Genomic DNA, 21,354 nt, shown 5'->3' on the forward strand with positions numbered 1-21,354 from the left:
GATGAGTGAAGACCTGTGCTACCTGCCGGCGGCCGACCAGGCCGATGCCTTCCGTGCCGGCACGCTGTCGCCGGTGGAGGTGACGCAGGCGCTGCTGAAGCGCATCGCCACCGTCAACCCGAAGCTCAACGCCTATAACCTGGTGGACGAGGGCTCTGCGCTGCGCGATGCGCAAGCCTCCGAGGCGCGCTGGAAAACCGGCCGGCCGCTCAGCCCCGTCGATGGCGTTGCCGCCTCGATCAAGGACATCATCCTGACCCGGCGCTGGCCGACCCTGCGCGGCTCGAAGACCGTCGATCCCGATCAGGCCTGGGATGAGGATGCCCCCGTCACCGCGCGCCTGCGCGAGGCCGGCTGCGTCATCCTCGGCAAGACCACCTCGCCGGAGCTGGGCTGGAAAGGTGTCACGGATTCTCCACTCACCGGCATAACGCGCAATCCGTGGAACACCGACCTCACGCCCGGCGGCTCGTCCGGCGGCGCCTCGGCGCAGGTGGCGGCCGGGCTGGGGGCTTTTGCCGTCGGCACCGATGGGGGCGGCTCGATCCGCATTCCGGCCGGCTTCACCGGCATCGTCGGGCTCAAACCCAATTTCGGCCGCGTGCCGGCCGCGCCGCTCAGCCCGTTTGGCACCGTCGCGCATCTCGGGCCCATGACGCGCACGGTGCGCGATGCGGCCCTGATGCTGAACGAGATGGTGAAGCCCGATGCGCGCGACTGGTTCGCGCTGCCTTACGATGGCCGCGACTACACGTCAAACCTGAACGAGGGCGTGCAGGGGCTGAAGATCGCCTACAGCCCGACGCTGGGCTTTGCCAAAGTCGATCCCGAGATCGCGGCGGCCGTGGATGTGGCGGCGAAGCAGTTTGCCGCTCTGGGGGCTATCGTCGAGCAGGTCGATCCGGGTTTCCCCGATCCCATCGAAATGTTTCATGTGCACTGGTTCCTTGGCGCGCACAACGCCACCATGGCGCTCTCGAAAGAGAAATTCGCGCTGCTTGATCCCGGCTTGCAGAAGACCGCCGAGGCGGGTGCGAAGATCACCACGAAGGAATACCTGCAGGCGCAGAACGAGCGCGGCAAACTCGGCGTGCTGATGAAGCGTTTCCATGAGACATACGACCTGCTGCTGACGCCCAGCCTTGCCGTGCTGCCCTTCACCGCCGGTCGCCTGGCGCCCGAAAGCATGGGCGATGCCTACTGGACTGAATGGACACCCTTCACCTATCCCTTCAACCTGACCCAGCAGCCGGGCCTGTCGATCCCCTGCGGCTTCTCGAAATCTAGCCTGCCGGTCAGCCTGCAACTGGTCGGGCCGATGCATCGCGAAGAGCTGCTGCTGCGCGCCGGCGCGGCCTATGAAGCGGCGACCGACTGGCACAAGCCGCGGCCGCAGATCGCATGAACGCCAATGCCGCCCTGCTGACGGTTTCGGAAATGGCGGCAGCCGACCGCGCCGCCATTTCTGCCGGCCTGCCGGGCGTGCAACTGATGGAAGCGGCCGGCGCCGCCGTGGCGCGCATGGTGCAGCGGCATCATCCGCAGGGCAGCGTGCTGATCCTCTGCGGTCCGGGCAACAATGGCGGCGACGGTTTCGTCGCGGCGCGGCTGCTGCAGGCGGCCGGCCGCACCGTGCGGCTGCTGCTGTTCGGGCCGCGCGATGCACTGAAGGGCGACGCGGCCACGATGGCGCAGCGCTGGACCGGCCCGGTGATCGCCGCGACGCCGGCGCAGGTCATGCAGGCCGATATCATTGTCGATGCGCTGTTCGGCGCCGGGCTCAGCAAACCTCTCGACGGCGCAGCCCTGGCGCTGGTCGAGGCGGTGAATGCCAAGGGCAAGCCGGTGATTGCCGTCGATCTGCCCAGCGGCCTGCATGGCGACGATGGCCAAATCCGTGGCACGGCGATCCGCGCCACCCGCACGGTCACCTTCTTCCGGCCCAAGCCCGGCCATCTGCTGCTGCCGGGCCGTCTGCTCTGCGGCGCGTTGCATGTGGCCGATATCGGCATTCCCGATGGCGTTCTGGACGCCATCGCGCCGCAGCAGTGGCGCAACGATCCGGCGCTGTGGAAACACCGTCTGCCGGTGCGGCAGGTTGACGGCCACAAATTTGCGCGCGGCCATGCGCTGGTGCGCGGCGGTGCGCTGGCCGGGGCCGCGCGGCTCTCCGGCCATGCGGCGTTGCGCATCGGTGCGGGGCTGGTGACGCTGGCGCAGCCTGAGGCAGCCATATTGCAGGCCGGCAGTCCCGATGCGCTGATGCGCCTGCGCTGCGACGGTATCCCCGACTGGCGCCGCAGGATCGCCGATCCGCGCTGCAATGCGCTGCTGCTCGGCCCCGGCAATGGCGGTGGCATGGCGACGCGGCAGGCGGTGCTGGCGGCGCTGGCCACCAAACGCAGTGTCGTGCTGGATGCCGATGCGCTCACCGTCTTTGCCGACACCCCGAAGGCGCTATTCGCCGCCGTCAGGGGACCCACGATCCTGACGCCGCATGACGGCGAATTCGCGCGTCTGTTTCCCGATCTGGTTGACCTGCCCAAGCTGGCGCGGGCACGCGCCGCCGCGCGGCTGAGCCGCGCCGTGGTCGTGCTGAAGGGCGCCGACACCGTGATCGCCAGTCCTGACGGGCAGGCGGCGATCAACACGAATGCGTCTCCTGATCTGGCAACGGCCGGGGCCGGCGATGTGCTCGCCGGATTCTGCGTCGGGCTGCTGGCGCAGGGCATGCCGGTTTTCGAGGCGGCCTGCGCCGCCGTCTGGCTGCATGGTGCGGCGGCATCGGAAGCTGGCGCCGGACTGATCGCCGATGACCTGCCCGATGCGGTCAGGCGTCCGTTGGCCGCCTTGCGCGGATCATAGCCGGCAGCTTCAGCAGCAGCGCCAGCGCCACGCCGGCGAGCAGTGCTGCCGTGATGTCCACCACCACGGTCAGCACGAAGGTCACGACGAGCACCAGTTGCTCGCCGCGGGTGGCCCGCAGGAATTGCGGCAGCCGTTCGGCCTCGCTCATGGTCCAGGCCACGATCACCAGCATTCCGGCCAGCGCCGCCAGCGGCACCATGCCGGCCAGCGGCGCCAGCAGCCACATGAACAGCAGCAGGAAGGCGGCATGCAGCATCCCTGACACCGGTGTTACAGCGCCGGCCTTGATATTGGTGGCGGTGCGGGCGAGCGCGCCGGTCGCCGGCAGGCCACCGAACAGCGCCGAGGCGATATTGGCCACACCCTGGCCGATCAGTTCGATATTGGATTTGTGCTGCCGTCCGGTGAGGCGGTCGGCGATCACGCAGGACAGCAAACTCTCGATGCCGGCCAGCAGCGCGATGGTGATGGCGCTGGGCAGCAGGTCCAGCAGGCGCTGCCAGGTCATGCCGGCGGGGATCGATGGTGCGGGCAACTGGCTGGGGATGGCGCCGAAACGATCGGCGATGGTCTCGACCGGCAGGTCCAGCAGATGCACCAGCACGGTTGCGATGACGATGCTGATCAGCATGGCAGGCCAGGCCGGTTTCCAACTGCGCAGGATCAGGATGAGGCCCAGCGTGACCAGCGCAATCGCGGTGGTGATCGGGTCGATGCTGGGTGCTGCGCGCGCATAGTCGCTCCAGCGGGCGAGGAAATCGGCTGGCACACGGGCGAGGTCGAGGCCGAAGAAATCCTTCACCTGGGTGGAGAGGATGGTGAGGGCGATGCCGGCGGTAAAACCGGCAACCACAGGATAGGGGATGTATTTGATCAGCGTGCCCAGTCGCAGCGCGCCGAGCAGGATCAGCATGGCCCCGGCCATCAGGGTGGCGATCAGCAGGCCGTCGAAGCCATGTGTCTCGATCACGCCATAGACGACGATGACGAAGGCGGCGGTCGGCCCGCCGATCTGGTGGCGGCTGCCGCCCAGCGCCGAGATCAGGAAGCCGGCGACAATCGCGGTGACCAGGCCCTTGTCCGGCGTGGTGCCCGAGGCGATGGCAATCGCCATGGCCAGCGGCAGGGCAACGATGGCCACCGTCAGCCCCGCCAGCGCATCGCGCCGCAGCACGGCCAGGCCATAGCCTTCCCGCAGACAGGTGATCAGCTTCGGTATGAACATGCAGCGCCCCGTGCTGCGCCAATATGCCAGACGCCGGGACCCCGCGGCGATAGTGGTATTATAATACCGTAGTCGGGCGATTCACCACGGTTATTTGTTGCGACTGGTTATCACTAGCATTATTCTGTCGGTCTTCGGGGTCAGGGTAAGGCGGACAGGGTGCCAGGCAGGGATTTAAAACGTCTGTTTCTCGCCCATCGGGCCGAGATCCAGGCCTACCTGCACCGCAAGCTCCGGAATATGGAGCTGGCTGCCGACCTGACGCAGGAAACCTTCATCCGCTTCGCCCAGCAGAACGGCTCCGGCGTCATCCTGGAAGAGCGGTCCTACCTGTTCCGCACCGCCAACAACCTGGCGATCGATCATATCCGCATGGAGCGCCGCCAGCAGACGACGCCCACCGCCCATGACGCGATGGCCGAAGTCGCCGAAGACGCACCGGCCATCGACCGCGCCTATGAGGCGCGGCAGGAGCTGGAGCGCCTGCAGGCCATTGTCGCCGAACTGCCCCTGCTGACGCGCCAGGCCTTTCTTCTGGTGCGCGCAGAAGGCATGAGCTATGCCGAGGCCGCCGCCGCGCTGGATGTTTCAACCAGTACGGTCCAGAAGCATCTGAGCCGGGCGATCCGGCATGTCACCAGACGCATAAAGTTGCAGTCGGATTGAGTCTTGCCACCAGAGTTACGTGATTCGGACGCCCCCATCGTCTTAGTAATGAATCGTCTTCGTGATGAAAGCATGTCGTGGACCAGCATCGTGAACCCGCTCGTCGATCCGGATAACACCGTCGCGGATGAAGCCAGCGAATGGCTTGCGCGACAGCTTGGCGGCGCCCTCAGTCCCGCCGAGCAGCGCAGGTTCGAGATCTGGCTGAACCGCAGTACCGCCCATCGCACCGCCTTCGACGCGGCCGAGGCAGCATGGCATCGGATGGCCGCGGTGGGCCGTGAGCCGGGATATCTGCGGCAGGATATCGCGCCTCTGCTGGATCAGCCGGCACGGCCGGGCCGTGTGCGTCACTGGCCGGCCATCAGCGCGATGGCGGCCTCGATTGCGGTGATCGTTGCGGCCGCATCATTCTGGTTCGGCAATCCCGTTCTGCTGCTGCGCGCCGATTATGCCGCCGCGCCAGCCACGATGCGCAGCGTTAAATTGCCCGATGGCAGCACGGCGGATCTCGCACCGGACTCTGCGCTGGCCCTGAATTTCTCGGGCACCGAGCGCCGCGTCGAACTGCTCTCCGGTTCGGCCTATTTCACCGTCGCGCCGCTGGCTACCGCGGGCGGCCGCCCGTTTGTGGTGGCGGGCCGGAACGGTTCGACCCGCGCTCTGGGCACGCAGTTTTCTGTCGAGCTTTTAGCGGACGGCGTGCAGGTCGCCGTCACCGAACATGCAGTGGAAGTCGCGACTGGCACGACAAACCAGACCGACCGGACCGTGTTGCCGAGCGGCCGAGCGATTGCCTATGACACCGCGGGGAGAATCGCGCCGCTCGATGCGGCGGATGTGGCCCGCATGACGGCCTGGCAGCGCGGCAAACTGATCTTCGACCAGCAGCCGCTGTCTGAGGTGATTGCCGCGCTGAACCGCTACCGGCGCGGGCAGATCGTGATTGCCGATCGCAGCCTGGCCGACCGGCGGATCAGTGGCATCTTCAATACCGACGATATCGATGGCGCCGTGAAAGCCATTGCCAGCGAGTTGAAAGCCCAGGCGCGGCTGCTGCCGCTGCTGGCTGTGATCTACTGACAGCAGAAATCAGCCTCAAAACAACATTTTATAAAAAGCCTTACTCGGTTCTGCGCCCTGGCACGTCCTCGTAATGAAGTCGCAACTGCAAGGCATTTGCGCATAGTCATATGGGCGTAAGGGGGATTTGAGTATGGGGGCGAAGCCTTTTACCCGGCCGACACTGCCGGGACCGATGTCGTGCAACCGTCTGGGCGCGACGCTGGGTGCAATGGCACTGGCTGTGGGGCTGATGGCAGCCGTCCCGGCTGCGCAGGCACAAATGCAGATTGGACAGCGTATCGAGTTCAACCTGTCGGCCCAGGACCTCAACCGCGCCCTGCTGGCACTGGCCGACCGTGCCGGCATCCAGATCGTCTATGATTCCGCCAAGGTGCAGGGCCTGCGCAGCGCGGCCGTCTCGGGTTCGATGACGCCGCAGGAAGCGCTGGCCCGCATGCTGGACGGCACCGGCTATACCTACAGCCAGACCGGCCCCGGCCGATTGAGCCTGGTGGAAGCGCCGCGCGGCAGCGGCAACACAGTGCTGCCGACCCTGACGGTGCAGGGCCAGCGCGCCCCTGAAACCGCCTGGGGTCCGGTGGATGGCTTCGTGGCAAAACGCAGTGCGACCGCAACCAAGACCGACACGCCACTGATCGAGACGCCGCAGGCGATCTCGGTCGTGACGCGCGACCAGATCGAGACGCAGAAGCCTCGCACGGTGGCCGAAGCGCTGCGCTATACCTCCGGTATCCGGACGGAATCGGCCGGCGTGCAGGCCGTGCATGACGGCCTGATCATTCGCGGCTTCACGCAGTTCGCTGGCAACCTGTACCAGGATGGCCTGCGCCGCTCGACCACGGATTTCTATGGCTACGACATCACCGAGCCATACGCTCTGGAGCGGGTCGAGGTTCTGCGCGGCCCGGCGTCGGTCCTGTATGGCATGAATTCTCCCGGCGGCATCGTCAACAGCGTCACCAAGCGCCCGACCGGCACGCCATTCAGTGAAGTTGAAGTGCAGGGCGGCAACTTCGACCGCAAGCAGATTGCAGGCGATACAGGCGGCCAGATCGGGAATGGCAAGGTCAGCTATCGGCTGACGGCGCTCGGCCGCGATAGCGACACGCAGGTCGATTATACCAAGGACAACCGTGTCTTCGTCGCGGGTTCACTGTCCGTGAATCCGACGGACGCGACCAGCCTGACGCTCTTCGCCGACTACATCCGCCAGGACGGCGCCTTCAATACGGGCGTGCCCGCAGCCGGTTCCGTCTTGTCCAACCCGAACGGCAAGATTCCCTCCAGCCTCTTCGTCGGCGAGCCGAATTTCGACCAGATGACCAACGAAGCAACATCGATCGGATATCAGCTCGAACATCTGCTGAGCGACTCATGGACCCTGCGCCAGAATGCCCGCTACCGAGACATGGAAGTCGACCGGCGCTTCATCCGCGTAACCGGCATCCAGGCGAACCAGCGCACCATCAATCGCAGCACGTCGGTAACCTTCGGCGACGCCCAGATCGCCACGCTCGATAACCAGGCTGAGGTGAAGTTCAAGACCGCGAATATCGACCACACCCTGCTGATGGGGGCCGACTATTATGGCACCACCGTGGATCATCGCTTGGGTGGCACGGCGGTGACGACCCTGGACATGTTCAATCCGGTCTATGGCAGCAGCATCGCGATGCCGGCCATCACGACCAGCACCGACATGCATTCCGATCAGCTCGGCCTGTATCTGCAGGACCAGGTGAAGTTCGACAGGAACTGGGTGCTGACATTCGGCGGCCGTCATGACTGGGCGCGGGCCCAGACCGATAACCGTCTCGGCAATACGAAGACGGACATGACCGACAATGCCTTCACCGGACGTGCAGGCGTGGTCTATCTGTTCGACAACGGCCTGGCGCCGTATGTGAGCTACAGCGAATCCTTCCTGCCTGTTTCCGGCACCGATATCGCCGGGCAGCCTTTCAAGCCGGAGACCGGCACGCAGTACGAGATCGGCGTCAAATACCAGCCGACCGGATACAACAGCTTTATCACGGCATCGGCCTACGACCTGCGCCGCGAGAATGTCACCACACCCAACCCGGCAAACACCAGTTTCAGGATCCAGACCGGCGAGGTGCGCTCAAAAGGCTTTGAACTGGAAGGCAAGGCAAGCCTGACCGAAGGTTGGAACCTGGTCGCCGCCTATACTCATACCGATGCAGAAGTGACGAAGAGCAACAGCACGGACCGGGGAAAGACGCCAACGGCTGTCCCGACCAACATGGCTGCGCTGTGGACGGATTACACTTTCAAGTATGGGCCGATGGCCGGTTTGCGCCTGGGCGTGGGCGGCCGCTATATCGGCGCGACCTTCGGCGATACCACGAACAGCTTCGAGGTTCCGAGCTTCACGGTCTTCGATGCCGAGGTCAGCTATGACCTGAAGCAGTTGAGTCCGTCGCTGGCGGGGGCACAGATCGCCATCAATGGTGCTAACCTTGCCGACAAGGAATATGTATCCAACTGCGCCAGCCTGACCGGATGCCAGTTCGGCGGCAGGCGCGTGGTGCTCGCCACGCTCAAATATGCCTGGTGACGGGGGTTCGTGCGCCGCGTCATCCTGACGAAGCTGCATCGGTATGCCGGCCTGGCGCTCGCCGTCTTTCTGGTGGTCGCCGGGCTGACGGGCAGCATCGTCGCCTTCCATGCCGAACTTGACACATGGCTGAACCCGGATCTGTTCCGGGTTCCTGCTGTCGGGCCGGATCGTCCGCTCGGCGAGCTGGTGTCGGCGGTGCAGGCGGCGAGGCCGCAGATCTATGTCACCACTATCCAGGTGCCGGATGCGCCGGGGCGCGCCGCGCTGGCCTATGTCGCGCCGCGTATCGATCCCGCGACGGGCACGCATTTCGTCATCGGCTACAACCAGATTTTCATCGATCCGTCATCCGGCACAGTTCTCGGCCAGCGCCAATACGGTGCAGGCCGTGTCGATCGTGCGCACCTGATTCCCTTCCTGTACATTTTCCATTATTCGCTTCACCTGCCGGCGCGCTGGGGCATCTGGCTGATGGGCGCAATCGCCGTGATCTGGATGCTGGATTGTTTTGTCGGCTTCTGGCTCACGCTGCCGCCCGGCCGCGCTGCCAGGGCCGATCGGCTGCCGGCGGTGGAGCGGCGGCTGGCACGCGGCTGGTTCGCGCGCTGGCGACCGGCTTGGGTTATCAAGACCGGTGGCAGTGCGTATCGCATCAATTTCGATATCCATCGCGCCTTCGGCCTGTGGACCTGGATACTGCTGTTCGTGCTCGCGCTCAGCGGTGCGTCGATCAATCTGTATAACGAAGCCGCCCGGCCTCTCATGTCTTTCCTCTCCGGCCTGACGCCTGGTCCTTACGACAGGCAGTACCGGCGCGTGACACCTGATCCGGGACATCCGGCGATTTCCTTTTCCGGCATCGCGGATATCGGCCGTAGCGAGGCCGACCGGCGCGGCTGGACGGCGCCGGTCGGGAAGGTGTCGTATGCCGACCGCTTCGGCGTGTATGGCGTGAGCTTCTTCGTGCCGGGCGATGAATTCGCGTCAACGGCCGGAGGCGCGACAGTGCTCTACTTCGACAGCGAGACCGGACGATCGCGCGGCGAGCAGCTTCCGTGGCAGGGCACCGCGGGCGATGTCTTTTTACGCCTGCAGTTTCCCCTGCATTCAGGCCGCATCCTCGGCCTGCCGGGGCGCATCGTTGTTTCGGTCATGGGCATCGTCGTCGCAGCGCTGTCGGTTACGGGTGTCATCATCTGGTACCGCAAGCGGACTGCCACGCTGCGCCGTGACGCCAGGGCTTCGGCCTCCGGGACCGCTCAGCCGGGGTAGTCGCGGCAGGGCCAGCCAGAGGTTCGGAAAATGCCCATTGAAATGTTCTCTTTAAGTTCTATATTAAGAAAGTTAAAATTACCACTTTGAGTGGATGTTTTAGTTAACGCGAAGCCGAACGAAGCCGAACGAAGCCGAACGAAGCCAAGCGAACGCAATCGAAGCCCAAACGAAGCGAAACGAACGCAAACGAAGGTCGGGGGAAGCTGCGGGAAGCATCCGGAACTATCGGGAAGCATCCGGAACCCGTCCGGGGATAACGGCAGACCGCCGCCGTTAATAATTGGTAGAGTTTGGTAGGGTAAGCACGGAGGATCTTCGGGAGAGTCAGGATGATTCGCGTCTTTATCGGCTACAGCCGGGCGGCCCCGGTGGCCTCCAGCGTCGCCGCCCACAGCATCATTCGCAACAGTTCGCAGCCGGTGGCCATCACCCATCTGGCGCTGAACCAGCTCCAGGGCATCTACAAGCGCCCGCATGACGCCATCCAGTCGACCGATTTCTCGTTTTCCCGCTTCCTGACCCCGTATCTGGCCGGTTTCGAGGGCTGGGCGATCTTCATGGACGACGACATGGCGGTGGTGGACGACATCGCCAAGCTGTGGGACCTGCGCGACGAGCGCTATGCCGTGCAGGTGGTCAAACACAACCATGTGCCGGCCGAGGACCTGAAGTTCCTCGACAAGGTGCAGACCAAATACGAGAAGAAGAACTGGTCCAGCGTCATGCTGTTCAACTGCGCCAAATGCACGGCGCTGACGCCCGATTTCGTCAACACCGCCACCGGGCTGCAGCTGCACCAGTTCAAATGGCTGGACGGCGACCACCAGATCGGCGACCTGCCGCATCGCTGGAACCACCTGGCCGACTACGATCCTTATGAAAAGGACGTCTCCATCGTGCATTACACGATCGGCGGGCCGTTCTATGACGAGTTCCGCGATTGCGGCTACAGCGACAAGTGGTTCGCCGAGCGCGCGGCGATGCTGCGCTGCGACCAGCGCCCGGCCAAAAAGCCCAGCTGAAACAAGCCGTTAATCCCGGTTTTCCGGGCCTGCGGAAAACCCCCCAAAAGCCTCGCGCGGCCGTATTGACCGTGCTATAGACTTCCGCCTTCGCGCCGGCCCCGGCGCGGGAAAAGCGGGCGTGGTGGAACTGGTAGACACGCAGGATTTAGGTTCCTGTGCCGCAAGGCGTGTGGGTTCAAGTCCCTCCGCCCGCACCAGTTTCCCGGCAGCGCTGGCGCCACGAAATTTCTTACGAAGAGACAGGTAGTTCGGTCATGCAGATCACGGAAATCAGCGCCTCCGGCCTGAAGCGCGAATACAAGGTGGTTATCAACGCCGCCGCGCTGGAAAGCACCGTCAACCAGAAGCTGGAAACCATCCGCGCCCAGGTCAACATGCCGGGCTTCCGTCCGGGCAAGGCGCCGGCCGCGCTGGTGAAGAAGCAGTATGGTCGCGCCCTGCTGGGCGAGGCGATGGAAGAGTCGGTGAACACCGCGCTTCAGCAGACCCTGGAAGAAAAGAACCTGCGTCCGGCGATGCAGCCCAAGGTCGACATCCAGACCTTCGAGGAAGGCAAGGATTTCGAATGCACCATCGCCATCGAGGTGCTGCCGGAAATCCCGGCCGGCGACTACAAGGCGATCAAGCTTGAGCGTCTGGTGGTCGAGCCGGCCGATACGGAAGTCGATGAATTCCTGACCCGCCTGTCGGACCAGCAGAAGACCTACGAGAAGGTCGAGCGCGCCTCTGAAAAGGGCGACCAGGTGGTGATCGATTTCTCGGGCAGCGTCGACGGCGTGAAGTTCGAAGGCGGCACCGCCAGCGATTATCCGCTGGTGCTGGGCTCCAACAGCTTCATCCCCGGCTTCGAGGACCAGCTGGTCGGCCTGAAGGCCGGCGACGACAAGACCGTCACCGTCACCTTCCCGGAGAATTACGGCAATGCCGACCTCGCCGGCAAGCCGGCTGAATTCGCCTGCACCATGAAGGAAGTCCGCGGCGCCGGCGCTGTCGTGATCGACGACGAGCTGGCCAAGCGTTTCGGCCTCGGCTCGCTGCAGGAGCTGAAGGAGAACATCAAGCGCGACCTGGGCCAGGAGTATAAGAGCCTGTCGCGCATGAAGCTGAAGCGCGGCCTGCTCGACCAGCTGGCTGAGCAGAACAGCTTCGCCGTGCCGGAAGGCATGGTCGATATGGAATTCCAGCAGATCTGGACCGAGATCAGCGGCGACAAGGCGCGCCTGGAAGCCGAACTGACCGAAGAAAAGAAGACCGAGGACGAACTGAAGACCGAGTATCGCAAGATCGCCGAGCGCCGCATCCGCCTCGGTCTGCTGCTGTCGGAAGTCGGCCGCGTCAACAACATCGAAGTGAAGCCCGACGAAGTCACCCGCGCGATGGTCGAGCAGGCCCGCCGCTTCCCCGGCCAGGAGCGCCAGGTGATGGAGTATTTCCAGAAGAACCCGGAGGCCGCCAACAGCCTGCGCGCCCCGATCTTCGAAGACAAGGTGGTCGATTTCATCCTCGAGATGGCCACCGTGACCGACAAGCCGGTCAGCAAGGAAGAACTGCAGAAGGAGGTCGAGGCGGTCGCCTGATCGTCCGATCCTATGCCAATGTAAGGAAAACGCCGGGCTTGCCCGGCGTTTTTTCATTTTCGTTCAGGACTCCATCCGCCAGAGCTCGGGATAGGTTTTCGTGAAGCCGTTCGGCGCAAGTTCCAGAACCGCTTCGTAGGGTCCCGACGGCGAGGCATACTGATAGCGCGTCTCATCAAGGCGCTCGTAATGCTGGGGCAGCGCGACCAGGCCAGTCTCATTCAGATCGAACCAGACGACTGACATGTCGATGGTCTGGCCCGGCTTGAGGTCTGCGCGGCGCAGCTGCTGCAGGTTGGTTGCTGGGGTGAAGCCGAAATCAAGGTCGACAAGATGGCCGAGCTCGTCGATCAGCCTGTCGTCGAGATACCAGCCACCCAGAGGGCCATTGCCGGGCCGATGCTCGATCACGTGATCCAGCCGGCGGCCAGCCAGCCAGCCCTGTACGGTGCCGCGCCGGCTCCGCCATGCCGCGTCGATCTCGACGGCATAATTGACGGAAGCGGGCCCAGCCTCGTGCCGGAATACGGTGGTTCCGTGCAGCAGCCAGCCGTCCGTGCCGCGACGGGCCAGGCAGGCCGCATCATGCCCGGGCGTGTACAGGCATTGCCAGAATGCACAGTCGGCCATTGGCACCTCCTTCGTCAGCCGAGACGCTAACAGGCCTCCGGTTGGGCAAGTTCCCAGTCCCGGGCCATTGAAGGACGCGGGGGTCTGCGCCACATTAAGGGAACAAATTTCTCAGTTGCAGGGCGTCCCATGGAAAAGATGGTCGATACTTACATGAACATGCTGGTCCCGATGGTGGTCGAGCAGACCAACCGGGGCGAGCGGTCTTACGACATCTACTCCCGTTTGCTGAAAGAGCGGATCATCTTCATGGTCGGCCCGGTCAACGATGCGGTGGCCTCCCTGGTGACGGCGCAGTTGCTGTTCCTGGAAGCCGAGAACCCGAACAAGGAAATCTCGCTGTATATCAACAGCCCCGGCGGTCTGGTGACCTCCGGCCTGGCGATCTACGACACGATGCAGTACATCCGGCCGAAGATTTCGACGCTGTGCATCGGCCAGGCGGCCTCGATGGGCTCGCTGCTGCTGGCGGCGGGTGAGAAGGGCATGCGCTATTCCCTGCCCAATGCCCGGATCATGGTCCATCAGCCCTCGGGCGGCTTCCAGGGCCAGGCGGCGGACATTGAAATCCACGCCCAGGAAATCCTGAATCTGCGCAACCGCCTGAACGCCATCTATGCCAAGCATACCGGCCAGGATGTGGACAAGATCGAGACGGCGATGGAACGCGACCGTTTCCTGACCCCGACCGAAGCCAAGGCTTTTGGTCTGGTCGACGAAGTTGCGGAGAAGCGCCCCGAAACCGCTCCCAAGAAGTAAGGGACGGTTCGTTCCCGGTACGGCCCGGCGGCGATTTTCGCCGCTATGTCAGGCGCTTGGGCAGCCAGCCGGCTTGCCGGGCGGCCTGAGGGCGTTAAATCATCGTAATGTGACCCCTTTCCGGGCTTTTGGTGGGGGCTTCGGGGGCCTATCTCCGTTGTGTGCGGAGCGTGGCTTCCTTATGATGACGATTCGATGGAATAGGGGCCTGCGTCGCCCGGCGCCGGCCCGCTCAGTGGAGCAGGTATGACCAAATTGAGCGGCGGTGACTCCAAGAACACCTTGTACTGCTCGTTCTGCGGCAAGAGCCAGCACGAGGTGCGCAAGCTGATTGCCGGTCCGACGGTGTTCATCTGTGACGAGTGCGTTGAGCTCTGCATGGATATCATCCGTGAAGAGCATAAGTCCGCTCTGGTGAAGACCCGGGACGGCGTGCCGAGCCCGCAGGAAATCTGCCGGGTGCTCGACGATTATGTGATCGGCCAGAACCACGCCAAGAAGGTTCTCTCGGTCGCGGTGCACAATCACTACAAGCGCATCGGCCATGGCGGCAAGAACAACGACGTCGAACTGGCCAAGTCGAACATCCTGCTGGTCGGCCCGACCGGTTGCGGCAAGACCCTGCTGGCGCAGACGCTGGCCCGCATCCTGGAAGTGCCCTTCACCATGGCTGACGCCACCACGCTGACCGAAGCCGGTTACGTGGGCGAGGACGTGGAAAATATCATCCTCAAGTTGCTGCAGTCGGCCGACTACAATGTCGAGCGGGCGCAGCGCGGCATCGTCTATATCGACGAAGTCGACAAGATCAGCCGCAAGTCCGACAACCCGTCCATCACCCGCGACGTGTCGGGCGAGGGCGTGCAGCAGGCCCTGCTGAAGATCATGGAAGGCACGGTCGCCTCCGTGCCGCCGCAGGGCGGCCGCAAGCATCCGCAGCAGGAATTCCTGCAGGTGGATACCACCAACATCCTGTTCATCTGCGGCGGCGCCTTTGCCGGCCTGGAGAAGATCATTGCCGGTCGCGGCAAGGGCACCTCGATCGGCTTCGGCGCCGAAGTGCGTGGTCCGGACGAGCGCCGCTCGGGTGAGATCCTGGCAGAAGTCGAGCCGGACGATCTGCTCAAGTTCGGCCTGATCCCGGAATTCATCGGCCGTCTGCCGGTGATCGCCACGCTCAACGATCTGGACGAGCCGGCGCTGGTCGACATCCTGACCAAGCCGAAGAATGCCCTGATCAAGCAGTATCAGCGCCTGTTCGAGATGGAAGACGTCAAGCTCACCTTCTCCGAAGAAGCCGTCGGTGCGGTGGCGCGCAAGGCGATTGCCCGCAAGACCGGCGCCCGCGGCCTGCGCTCGATCCTGGAATCGATCCTGCTCGACCCGATGTTCGATTTGCCGAATATGAACGGTGTCGAGGAGGTGGTGATCGCGCCAGACGTGGTCGAGGGCCGCGCCAAGCCGCTGCTGATTTACGCCGACCGCAAGCAGGAAGACGTCAGCGCCTGACGGCGTTGCTGCTTTCTGACGGCGTTAACCCTGTTGATAAGTTGCGGGCCGCGCTCAGCCGAGTGGCGGCCCGTAATGTTCCACGACGGGAAAAGGTTCGTAGAATCCGTGCAGTAAGGCGCGCCACCGGCGGTAATCCTGCGATTGGCGGAAGCCGGTTTCATGGGCCGCCAGTGTGACCCAGGTCACCAGCACAGGTATCTGTTTGGGTTTTCCACACAGGGCCTTATCTCGGCTTTCAGACAGCCGGGTTGGCGCCGGATCAGCGGCAAAGCCTCGCTGAGTGCGGTTTCAAAGGCCCGGGTCTGTCCGCCGCGAACGTCAAGCAGGGCCAGTTCCAGTATCTCGTTCGGTTGCGACTCGGGTTGTATCATCACTATGCCTTTTGTTGCAGGGACCGTGGCTTGACGGACCTTGCCGGAATTCCCATCTTAACTGCCATCAGGCGGCAAAATCGGGCGCCTTTCCGGCCTCCCAATAGCCGTCCTTCAGGATGAAGCCAAGCATGTTTACAGCACCCCGCGCCCAAGTCTTCCCTGTCCTGCCGCTGCGGGACATCGTCGTATTCCCCCACATGATCGTGCCGCTTTTTGTCGGTCGCGAGAAATCGGTGCGGGCGCTCGAAGATGTCATGAAGGACGATAAGCAGATCATGCTGGTCGCCCAGAAGAACGCCGGCCAGGACAATCCGAACCCCGAAGACATTCACACGGTCGGCACCATCGCCTCGGTGCTGCAGCTGCTGCGCCTGCCTGACGGCACCGTAAAGGTGCTGGTCGAGGGCAGCCAGCGCGCCAAGATCGTCAAGTTCAACGAGAACGCCGACTTCTTCCAGGTTCAGGCCGAAGTGGTGAGCGACGATGTCGGCGAAGGTCGTGAGATCGAAGCGCTGTCGCGTTCGGTGATCAACCAGTTCGAACAGTATGTGAAGCTGAACCGCAAGATTCCGCCGGAAGTCCTGGTGTCACTGAACCAGATCGACGACGCCTCCAAGCTGGCCGACACGGTCGCCTCGCACCTGACCATCAAGATCAGCGATAAGCAGGAGCTGCTGGAAATCGCCAATGTGGTGGAACGCCTCGAGCGCGTCTACGCCATGATGGAAGGCGAGATCGGCGTGCTGCAGGTCGAGAAGAAGATCCGCTCGCGCGTGAAGCGCCAGATGGAGAAGACCCAGCGCGAGTATTACCTGAACGAACAGCTCAAGGCGATCCAGAAGGAGCTGGGCGAGGGCGAGGACGGCCGCGACGAGGTGGCCGAGATCGAACTGCGTATCAAGAAGACCCGCCTCAGCAAGGAAGCCCGTGAAAAGGCCGTGGCCGAGGTGAAGAAGCTGCGCTCGATGAGCCCGATGTCGGCCGAAGCCACCGTCATCCGCAATTACCTCGACTGGATGCTGTCGATCCCGTGGGGCAAGCGCAGCAAGGTCAAGAAGGACATCAAGAACGCCGAGAAGGTGCTGAACGACGACCACTACGGTCTGGAGAAGGTCAAGGAGCGTATCCTTGAGTACCTCGCCGTGCAGCAGCGTTCGGGCAAGCTGAAAGGCCCGATCCTGTGCCTCGTCGGCCCGCCGGGCGTCGGCAAGACCTCGCTGGGCAAGTCGATCGCCCGCTCGACCGGCCGCAACTTCGTGCGCGTGTCGCTCGGCGGCGTGCGTGACGAAGCCGAAATCCGTGGCCATCGCCGCACCTATATCGGCTCGATGCCCGGCAAGGTCGTGCAGTCGATGAAGAAGGCGAAGACCAACAATCCGCTCTTCCTGCTCGACGAGATCGACAAGATGGGCCAGGACTTCCGCGGCGATCCGTCCTCGGCGCTGCTGGAAGTGCTCGACCCTGAGCAGAACAGTACCTTCAGCGATCACTATCTCGAGGTCGATTACGACCTCTCGGACGTGATGTTCATCTGCACGGCCAACAGCCTGCGCATGCCGCAGCCGCTGCTGGATCGTATGGAGATCATCCGCATCCCGGGTTACACCGAAGATGAGAAGATCGAGATCGCGAAGCGCCACCTGATCAACAAGCAGATCGAAGCCGCCGGCCTGAAGAAGGGCGAGTGGTCGATCACGGACGAGGCCCTGCGCGACTTGGTCCGCTACTACACCCGTGAGGCCGGCGTGCGTTCGCTGGAGCGTGAGCTGGCCAACCTGGCCCGCAAGGCGGTGAAGGAAATCCTGTCGAAGGGCGTGAAGTCGGTGAAGGTCACACCGAAGAACCTCGACAAGTATGCCGGCGTGCGTCGTCACCGCTATGGCGAAGCCGAGCTGGAGGATCTGATCGGCACGGTCACCGGCCTGGCCTGGACGGAAGTGGGCGGCGAGCTGCTGACCATCGAAGCGGTGATGCTGCCCGGCAAGGGCCGCATGACCATCACCGGCAAGCTGGGCGAAGTGATGCAGGAATCCGTGCAGGCCGCACGCTCCTTCGTGCGCGCCCGGGCGGTGGCCTTCGGTATCAAGCCGCCGATCTTCGACAAGCGGGACATCCATATCCACGTGCCGGAGGGGGCAACCCCGAAGGACGGCCCCTCGGCCGGCGTGGCCATGGTCACCTCGATCGTCTCGGTGCTGACGGGCATCCCGGTCCGCAAGGACGTGGCGATGACTGGCGAGGTCACCCTGCGGGGCCGGGTCCTGCCCATCGGCGGCCTGAAGGAGAAGCTTCTGGCGGCCCATCGCGGCGGCATCAAGAAGGTTCTGATCCCGAAGGAGAACGAAAAGGACCTGGTCGAGATCCCGGACAATGTCAAAAAGGGTCTCGAAATCGTCCCGGTGGCCACCTGTGAGGAGGTTCTCAAGCACGCTTTAGTGGCGGAATTGAAACCAATTGAGTGGGCAGACGTTGACGATTTGAACAAACCTGCGGTGGTCGAGCCGGAAGGCGAAGGCGACCGTGAGGGCATGGTCAAGCATTGACCGCAGGCAGCAGTCCGGAGGGCGCCAGCGTGAATAAACAGGACCTGATGGCCCAGGTGCGCGACAGCGCGGGCCTCAGCAAGGAACAGGCGGAACGGGCCGTGGAATCGGTCTTCGACCTTATCACCGAGGCGCTTCGCCGCGGGGATGAGGTCCGGATCGTTGGCTTCGGCAGCTTCTTTGTGGGAACCCGGGCGGCAAGCCCGGGCCGTAACCCACGAACCGGTGAGCGGATCGATCTGCCGCCGACGAAGCAGCCGAAATTCCGCGCCGGCAAGACGCTGAAGGAGGCGGTCGGCTGACCGCGTCGGTTTCTTTCTGATCAAACCCCATTCTTTCTGATCAAACCGCAGGGCCGTGCCTCCCAGGAGGCGCGGCCCTTGCTTTTCCACCCCTCGCTTTTCTGCGGCCCGCTGGGCAGTATTGACGGATACCGGAAGCAATCCGGATCGGGTGGAACGCGGATGGGTGTCGATTACCAGACCCTGACCCTGGAATATCGCCGCGCGCCGGATCAGGACGCGGCGATCCCAGCCGTGCACCCTGTGGCGATCGTGGGCGCGGGGCCGGTGGGACTGACACTGGCCATCGATCTGGCCCAGCGCGGCGTGCCGGTCGTGCTGCTGGACGACAGTAACCGGCTGTCGTCGGGCTCGCGCGCCATCTGCTTCGCCAAACGCTCGCTCGAGATTTTCGACCGCCTCGGCTGCGGCCAGCGCCTGGTCGACAAGGGCGTGTCGTGGAATGTCGGCAAGGTCTTCTTTCGCGACGATATGGCCTACAGCTTCGACCTGCTGCCGGATACCGGTCATCACCGTCCAGCCTTCATCAATCTTCAGCAGTATTATGTCGAAGGCTATCTGACCGATCATGCCGGCAGCCTGGACAACCTCGATATCCGCTGGCTCAACAAGGTGGTTGCGGTCACCCAGAATGCGGATCATGCCGAGATTGTCATCGAGACGCCGGACGGGACATATCGTCTGCGCTGCCGGTATCTCGTCGCCTGCGATGGCGCCCGCAGTCCCGTGCGCGGACAGCTCAGGTTGGAAAGCAAGGGAAGGGTGTTCAACGACCGCTTCCTGATTGCCGATGTGAAAATGGCGGCGGCCTTCCCCACCGAGCGCTGGTTCTGGTTCGATCCGCCGTTCCATCGCAATCAGTCCGTGCTGCTGCACCGCCAGCCCGATGATGTCTGGCGCATTGATTTCCAGCTTGGGCGCGACGCCGATCCTGAAGCGGAAAAACAGCCGGAGCGCGTCATCCCGCGTATCAGGGCACTGCTGGGTGAGGATGTCGCCTTCACCCTGGAATGGGTGAGCGTCTACACCTTCGCCTGTTCGCGGATGGATACATTCCGCCATGGTCGCGTGCTGTTTGCCGGCGACAGCGCCCATGGCGTATCGCCGTTCGGTGCCCGCGGCGCCAACAGCGGCATCCAGGATGCCGACAACCTGGCCTGGAAACTGGCGCTGGTGCTGGAGGGCGCGGCGCCGGATCGGCTGCTGGATAGCTATGCCGCCGAACGCGAATACGCTGCCGACGAGAATATCCTGCATTCGACGCGGGCCACCGATTTCATCTCGCCGACCAGCGCCGTCAGCCGGGTCTTCCGCGATGCGACGCTGCAGCTGGCGAAAGACTACGCCTTTGCCCGCCGCCTGGTGAACAGCGGTCGCCTGTCGGTGCCGGCCGTGCTGAAAGAGTCCACCCTCAATACCCAGGACACCGACAGCTTCGCCGGTCCGATGGTGCCGGGCGCGCCGGCCGCCGATGCGCCGGTGCGGGTGCATCGCAGGGATGGCTGGCTGCTGGAGCAGCTCGGGCGGGATTTCACCCTGCTGCATTTCGGTCGCCAGGCGCCAGCCGATTGCCCGGTGCCGGTCCTACGCATCGGGCCGGATGCGGTCGAGGATGCCGCTGGCCTGCTGCAGCAGCGTTTCGATGCGCGGGAGGGCACGACCTATCTGCTGCGGCCGGACCAGCATGTCTGCGCCCGCTGGCGCCATTACGATCCGGCCCTGGTGCGCGCCGCCCTCAACCGTGCCATGGGTAAGCCATGACGCTGAACACGGACCCCGCCATCGCCGAGCCGGATGAATTCTACGCCGCGCTGATCGAGATGCATCGCGGCCTGACGCCGGCGCAGAGCGAAATGGCCAATGCGCGGCTGATCCTGCTGCTGGCTAACCATATCGGCGACCTTGACGTTCTGAAGGATGCGCTGGCCAGGGCGCGAACCGGATTGCCCGCAGTCTCTAGTCCCCAGGGAGAAGAATGATGTCGAAGAATTTCGCCTCGACCGCCGACACCGAAGAAAAGGTTGTCACCTTCAGCCAGCTGGGCGAGGGGCTGTATGCTTTCACGGCCCAGGGGGACCCCAATACCGGCGTCATCGTCGGCGATGATGGCGTGATGGTGATCGACACCCAGGCGACGCCGAAGATGGCCGGGCAGGTGATCGAGTATATCCGCAAGGTGACCGACAAGCCGATCAAGTATGTGCTGCTGACCCATTACCACGCGGTGCGCGTGCTGGGCGCTTCGGCCTACCGGCCCGAACAGATTCTCGCTTCGGAGGCGACCCGCAGCCTGATCGTCGAGCGCGGCAAGGAAGACTGGGATTCGGAATATGGCCGCTTCCCGCGTCTGTTTCGCGCCGCCGAAAGCATCCCGGGCCTGACCTGGCCGACCATGACCTTCCCGCAGAAATTCACCCTCTACATGGGCAAGCGCCGGGTCGAGATCATGCATCTGGGCCGCGGGCATACGGCCGGCGATACGGTGGCCTGGGTTCCCGATGCCGGCGTGCTGTTCTCCGGCGATCTGGTCGAATACCACTCGGCCTGCTATTGCGGTGATGCCCATTTCAGGGATTGGCCACAGACGCTGGACAAGATCGCGGCGTTCAATGCCAAGGCCCTGGTGCCCGGCCGGGGCGATGCGCTGGGCAATCCGAAGGCGGTGGGCGACGGCCTGCAACTGACCCGCGATTTCCTGACGACGCTGTACGGCTCGGTTTCGGAAAGCGCGGCCAAGGGCCTGCCTCTGAAAGAAGCCTTCGATCGCTGCAACGATGCGATGCGGCCGCGCTTCGGCAACTTTGCCATTTTCGACCACTGCCAGCCCTTCAATGTGGCGCGAGCCTATGACGAAGCGCTGGGGCTGGATCATCCGCGCATCTGGACGGCAGAGCGCGACCAGCAGATGTGGGCCGCCTTGAATCAGTAGGG

Annotated in this window: 18 protein-coding genes and 1 tRNA gene; 16 read left to right on the forward strand and 3 right to left on the reverse strand. The window is 63.8% G+C overall.

Features of this window, described 5'->3' with window-relative positions; all coding sequences use genetic code 11:
* The first annotated feature begins 1 nt into the window (after window position 1).
* Together AC1ROB_RS11720 and AC1ROB_RS11725 are read left to right on the forward strand one after the other, a co-directional pair.
* Window positions 2-1,405, forward strand: coding sequence for an amidase (locus AC1ROB_RS11720; protein ID WP_492970988.1), 1,404 nt, complete (start codon window positions 2-4; stop codon window positions 1,403-1,405).
* On the forward strand, window positions 1,402-2,865 hold the full coding sequence (locus AC1ROB_RS11725) for an NAD(P)H-hydrate dehydratase (RefSeq protein ID WP_492970987.1): 1,464 nt from the start codon (window positions 1,402-1,404) through the stop codon (window positions 2,863-2,865). Before AC1ROB_RS11720 ends, AC1ROB_RS11725 begins: the two co-directional genes overlap by 4 nt.
* Here the strand turns inward: AC1ROB_RS11725 and AC1ROB_RS11730 are convergent.
* Window positions 2,831-4,093, reverse strand: coding sequence for a SulP family inorganic anion transporter (locus AC1ROB_RS11730; protein ID WP_492970986.1), 1,263 nt, complete (start codon window positions 4,091-4,093; stop codon window positions 2,831-2,833). The genes AC1ROB_RS11725 and AC1ROB_RS11730 overlap by 35 nt on opposite strands.
* Window positions 4,094-4,252: 159 nt before the next feature.
* Between AC1ROB_RS11730 and AC1ROB_RS11735 the strand changes: the two genes are divergently transcribed.
* The 7 genes from AC1ROB_RS11735 to tig all read left to right on the forward strand — a co-directional run bounded on the left by AC1ROB_RS11735 (window position 4,253) and on the right by tig (window position 12,303).
* Window positions 4,253-4,759, forward strand: a complete 507-nt coding sequence (locus AC1ROB_RS11735; RefSeq protein WP_492970985.1) for an RNA polymerase sigma factor — start codon at window positions 4,253-4,255, stop codon at window positions 4,757-4,759.
* Between the two features lie 72 nt (window positions 4,760-4,831).
* The gene (locus tag AC1ROB_RS11740) at window positions 4,832-5,842 is read left to right on the forward strand and encodes a FecR family protein (RefSeq protein ID WP_492970984.1); all 1,011 of its coding nucleotides are present in this window, start codon (window positions 4,832-4,834) and stop codon (window positions 5,840-5,842) included.
* 262 nt (window positions 5,843-6,104) lie between these two features.
* On the forward strand, window positions 6,105-8,423 hold the full coding sequence (locus AC1ROB_RS11745; RefSeq protein ID WP_492970983.1) for a TonB-dependent siderophore receptor: 2,319 nt from the start codon (window positions 6,105-6,107) through the stop codon (window positions 8,421-8,423).
* A 9-nt stretch (window positions 8,424-8,432) separates the two neighbouring features.
* Complete coding sequence (locus tag AC1ROB_RS11750) at window positions 8,433-9,698, forward strand: PepSY-associated TM helix domain-containing protein (RefSeq protein ID WP_492970982.1); 1,266 nt, start codon at window positions 8,433-8,435, stop codon at window positions 9,696-9,698.
* A 332-nt stretch (window positions 9,699-10,030) separates the two neighbouring features.
* Window positions 10,031-10,723 carry a hypothetical protein gene (locus AC1ROB_RS11755; RefSeq protein ID WP_492970981.1) on the forward strand — a complete coding sequence of 231 codons (693 nt, stop codon included), beginning with the start codon at window positions 10,031-10,033 and terminating at the stop codon, window positions 10,721-10,723.
* 115 nt (window positions 10,724-10,838) lie between these two features.
* Window positions 10,839-10,923: transfer RNA gene (locus tag AC1ROB_RS11760), tRNA-Leu, on the forward strand.
* Between the two features lie 57 nt (window positions 10,924-10,980).
* Window positions 10,981-12,303 (forward strand): trigger factor, encoded by a 1,323-nt coding sequence (gene tig, locus AC1ROB_RS11765; RefSeq protein WP_492970980.1) that lies wholly within the window; start codon window positions 10,981-10,983, stop codon window positions 12,301-12,303.
* A 63-nt stretch (window positions 12,304-12,366) separates the two neighbouring features.
* On the opposite strand, the gene AC1ROB_RS11770 is transcribed toward tig, so the two are convergent.
* Window positions 12,367-12,933 carry a putative glycolipid-binding domain-containing protein gene (locus AC1ROB_RS11770; protein WP_492970979.1) on the reverse strand — a complete coding sequence of 189 codons (567 nt, stop codon included), beginning with the start codon at window positions 12,931-12,933 and terminating at the stop codon, window positions 12,367-12,369.
* A gap of 138 nt (window positions 12,934-13,071) precedes the next feature.
* Here AC1ROB_RS11770 and clpP point away from each other — a divergent pair, with 138 nt between their 5' ends.
* On the forward strand, window positions 13,072-13,692 hold the full coding sequence (clpP, locus tag AC1ROB_RS11775; RefSeq protein WP_492972201.1) for an ATP-dependent Clp endopeptidase proteolytic subunit ClpP: 621 nt from the start codon (window positions 13,072-13,074) through the stop codon (window positions 13,690-13,692).
* Window positions 13,693-13,938: 246 nt separating this feature from the next.
* Window positions 13,939-15,201 carry an ATP-dependent Clp protease ATP-binding subunit ClpX gene (gene clpX, locus AC1ROB_RS11780; protein WP_492970978.1) on the forward strand — a complete coding sequence of 421 codons (1,263 nt, stop codon included), beginning with the start codon at window positions 13,939-13,941 and terminating at the stop codon, window positions 15,199-15,201.
* Window positions 15,202-15,386: 185 nt separating this feature from the next.
* On the opposite strand, the gene AC1ROB_RS11785 is transcribed toward clpX, so the two are convergent.
* Complete coding sequence (locus tag AC1ROB_RS11785; protein WP_492970976.1) at window positions 15,387-15,575, reverse strand: antibiotic biosynthesis monooxygenase family protein; 189 nt, start codon at window positions 15,573-15,575, stop codon at window positions 15,387-15,389.
* A gap of 131 nt (window positions 15,576-15,706) precedes the next feature.
* Between AC1ROB_RS11785 and lon the strand changes: the two genes are divergently transcribed.
* From lon to AC1ROB_RS11810, 5 genes are all read left to right on the forward strand, one after another.
* Window positions 15,707-18,121: an endopeptidase La gene (lon, locus tag AC1ROB_RS11790; RefSeq protein ID WP_492970975.1), complete on the forward strand. Its 2,415-nt coding sequence runs from the start codon at window positions 15,707-15,709 to the stop codon at window positions 18,119-18,121.
* 29 nt (window positions 18,122-18,150) lie between these two features.
* Window positions 18,151-18,423: an HU family DNA-binding protein gene (locus tag AC1ROB_RS11795; protein ID WP_492970974.1), complete on the forward strand. Its 273-nt coding sequence runs from the start codon at window positions 18,151-18,153 to the stop codon at window positions 18,421-18,423.
* 162 nt (window positions 18,424-18,585) lie between these two features.
* Entirely contained in the window at window positions 18,586-20,184 is a 1,599-nt protein-coding gene (locus tag AC1ROB_RS11800; RefSeq protein WP_492970973.1) for an FAD-dependent oxidoreductase, read from the forward strand.
* Window positions 20,181-20,402: a DUF2783 domain-containing protein gene (locus tag AC1ROB_RS11805; protein ID WP_492970972.1), complete on the forward strand. Its 222-nt coding sequence runs from the start codon at window positions 20,181-20,183 to the stop codon at window positions 20,400-20,402. Before AC1ROB_RS11800 ends, AC1ROB_RS11805 begins: the two co-directional genes overlap by 4 nt.
* Entirely contained in the window at window positions 20,402-21,352 is a 951-nt protein-coding gene (locus tag AC1ROB_RS11810) for an MBL fold metallo-hydrolase (protein ID WP_492970971.1), read from the forward strand. Before AC1ROB_RS11805 ends, AC1ROB_RS11810 begins: the two co-directional genes overlap by 1 nt.
* The last annotated feature ends 2 nt before the right edge of the window (window positions 21,353-21,354 follow it).

This window comes from Ferrovibrio sp. GW821-FHT12F09 (assembly GCF_058806775.1).

Bases quoted from the DNA above. Each gene is read 5' to 3' on its own strand.
- tig (WP_492970980.1), top strand. From the start codon at position 10,981: ATGCAGATCACGGAAATCAGCGCCTCCGGCCTGAAGCGCGAATACAAG.
- clpX (WP_492970978.1), top strand. From the start codon at position 13,939: ATGACCAAATTGAGCGGCGGTGACTCCAAGAACACCTTGTACTGCTCG.
- AC1ROB_RS11805 (WP_492970972.1), top strand. From the start codon at position 20,181: ATGACGCTGAACACGGACCCCGCCATCGCCGAGCCGGATGAATTCTAC.
- AC1ROB_RS11755 (WP_492970981.1), top strand. From the start codon at position 10,031: ATGATTCGCGTCTTTATCGGCTACAGCCGGGCGGCCCCGGTGGCCTCC.
- lon (WP_492970975.1), top strand. From the start codon at position 15,707: ATGTTTACAGCACCCCGCGCCCAAGTCTTCCCTGTCCTGCCGCTGCGG.
- AC1ROB_RS11740 (WP_492970984.1), top strand. From the start codon at position 4,832: ATGTCGTGGACCAGCATCGTGAACCCGCTCGTCGATCCGGATAACACC.
- AC1ROB_RS11785 (WP_492970976.1), bottom strand. From the start codon at position 15,575: ATGATACAACCCGAGTCGCAACCGAACGAGATACTGGAACTGGCCCTG.
- AC1ROB_RS11810 (WP_492970971.1), top strand. From the start codon at position 20,402: ATGTCGAAGAATTTCGCCTCGACCGCCGACACCGAAGAAAAGGTTGTC.
- AC1ROB_RS11800 (WP_492970973.1), top strand. From the start codon at position 18,586: ATGGGTGTCGATTACCAGACCCTGACCCTGGAATATCGCCGCGCGCCG.
- AC1ROB_RS11725 (WP_492970987.1), top strand. From the start codon at position 1,402: ATGAACGCCAATGCCGCCCTGCTGACGGTTTCGGAAATGGCGGCAGCC.
- AC1ROB_RS11745 (WP_492970983.1), top strand. From the start codon at position 6,105: ATGCAGATTGGACAGCGTATCGAGTTCAACCTGTCGGCCCAGGACCTC.
- clpP (WP_492972201.1), top strand. From the start codon at position 13,072: ATGGTCGATACTTACATGAACATGCTGGTCCCGATGGTGGTCGAGCAG.
- AC1ROB_RS11720 (WP_492970988.1), top strand. From the start codon at position 2: ATGAGTGAAGACCTGTGCTACCTGCCGGCGGCCGACCAGGCCGATGCC.
- AC1ROB_RS11770 (WP_492970979.1), bottom strand. From the start codon at position 12,933: ATGGCCGACTGTGCATTCTGGCAATGCCTGTACACGCCCGGGCATGAT.
- AC1ROB_RS11730 (WP_492970986.1), bottom strand. From the start codon at position 4,093: ATGTTCATACCGAAGCTGATCACCTGTCTGCGGGAAGGCTATGGCCTG.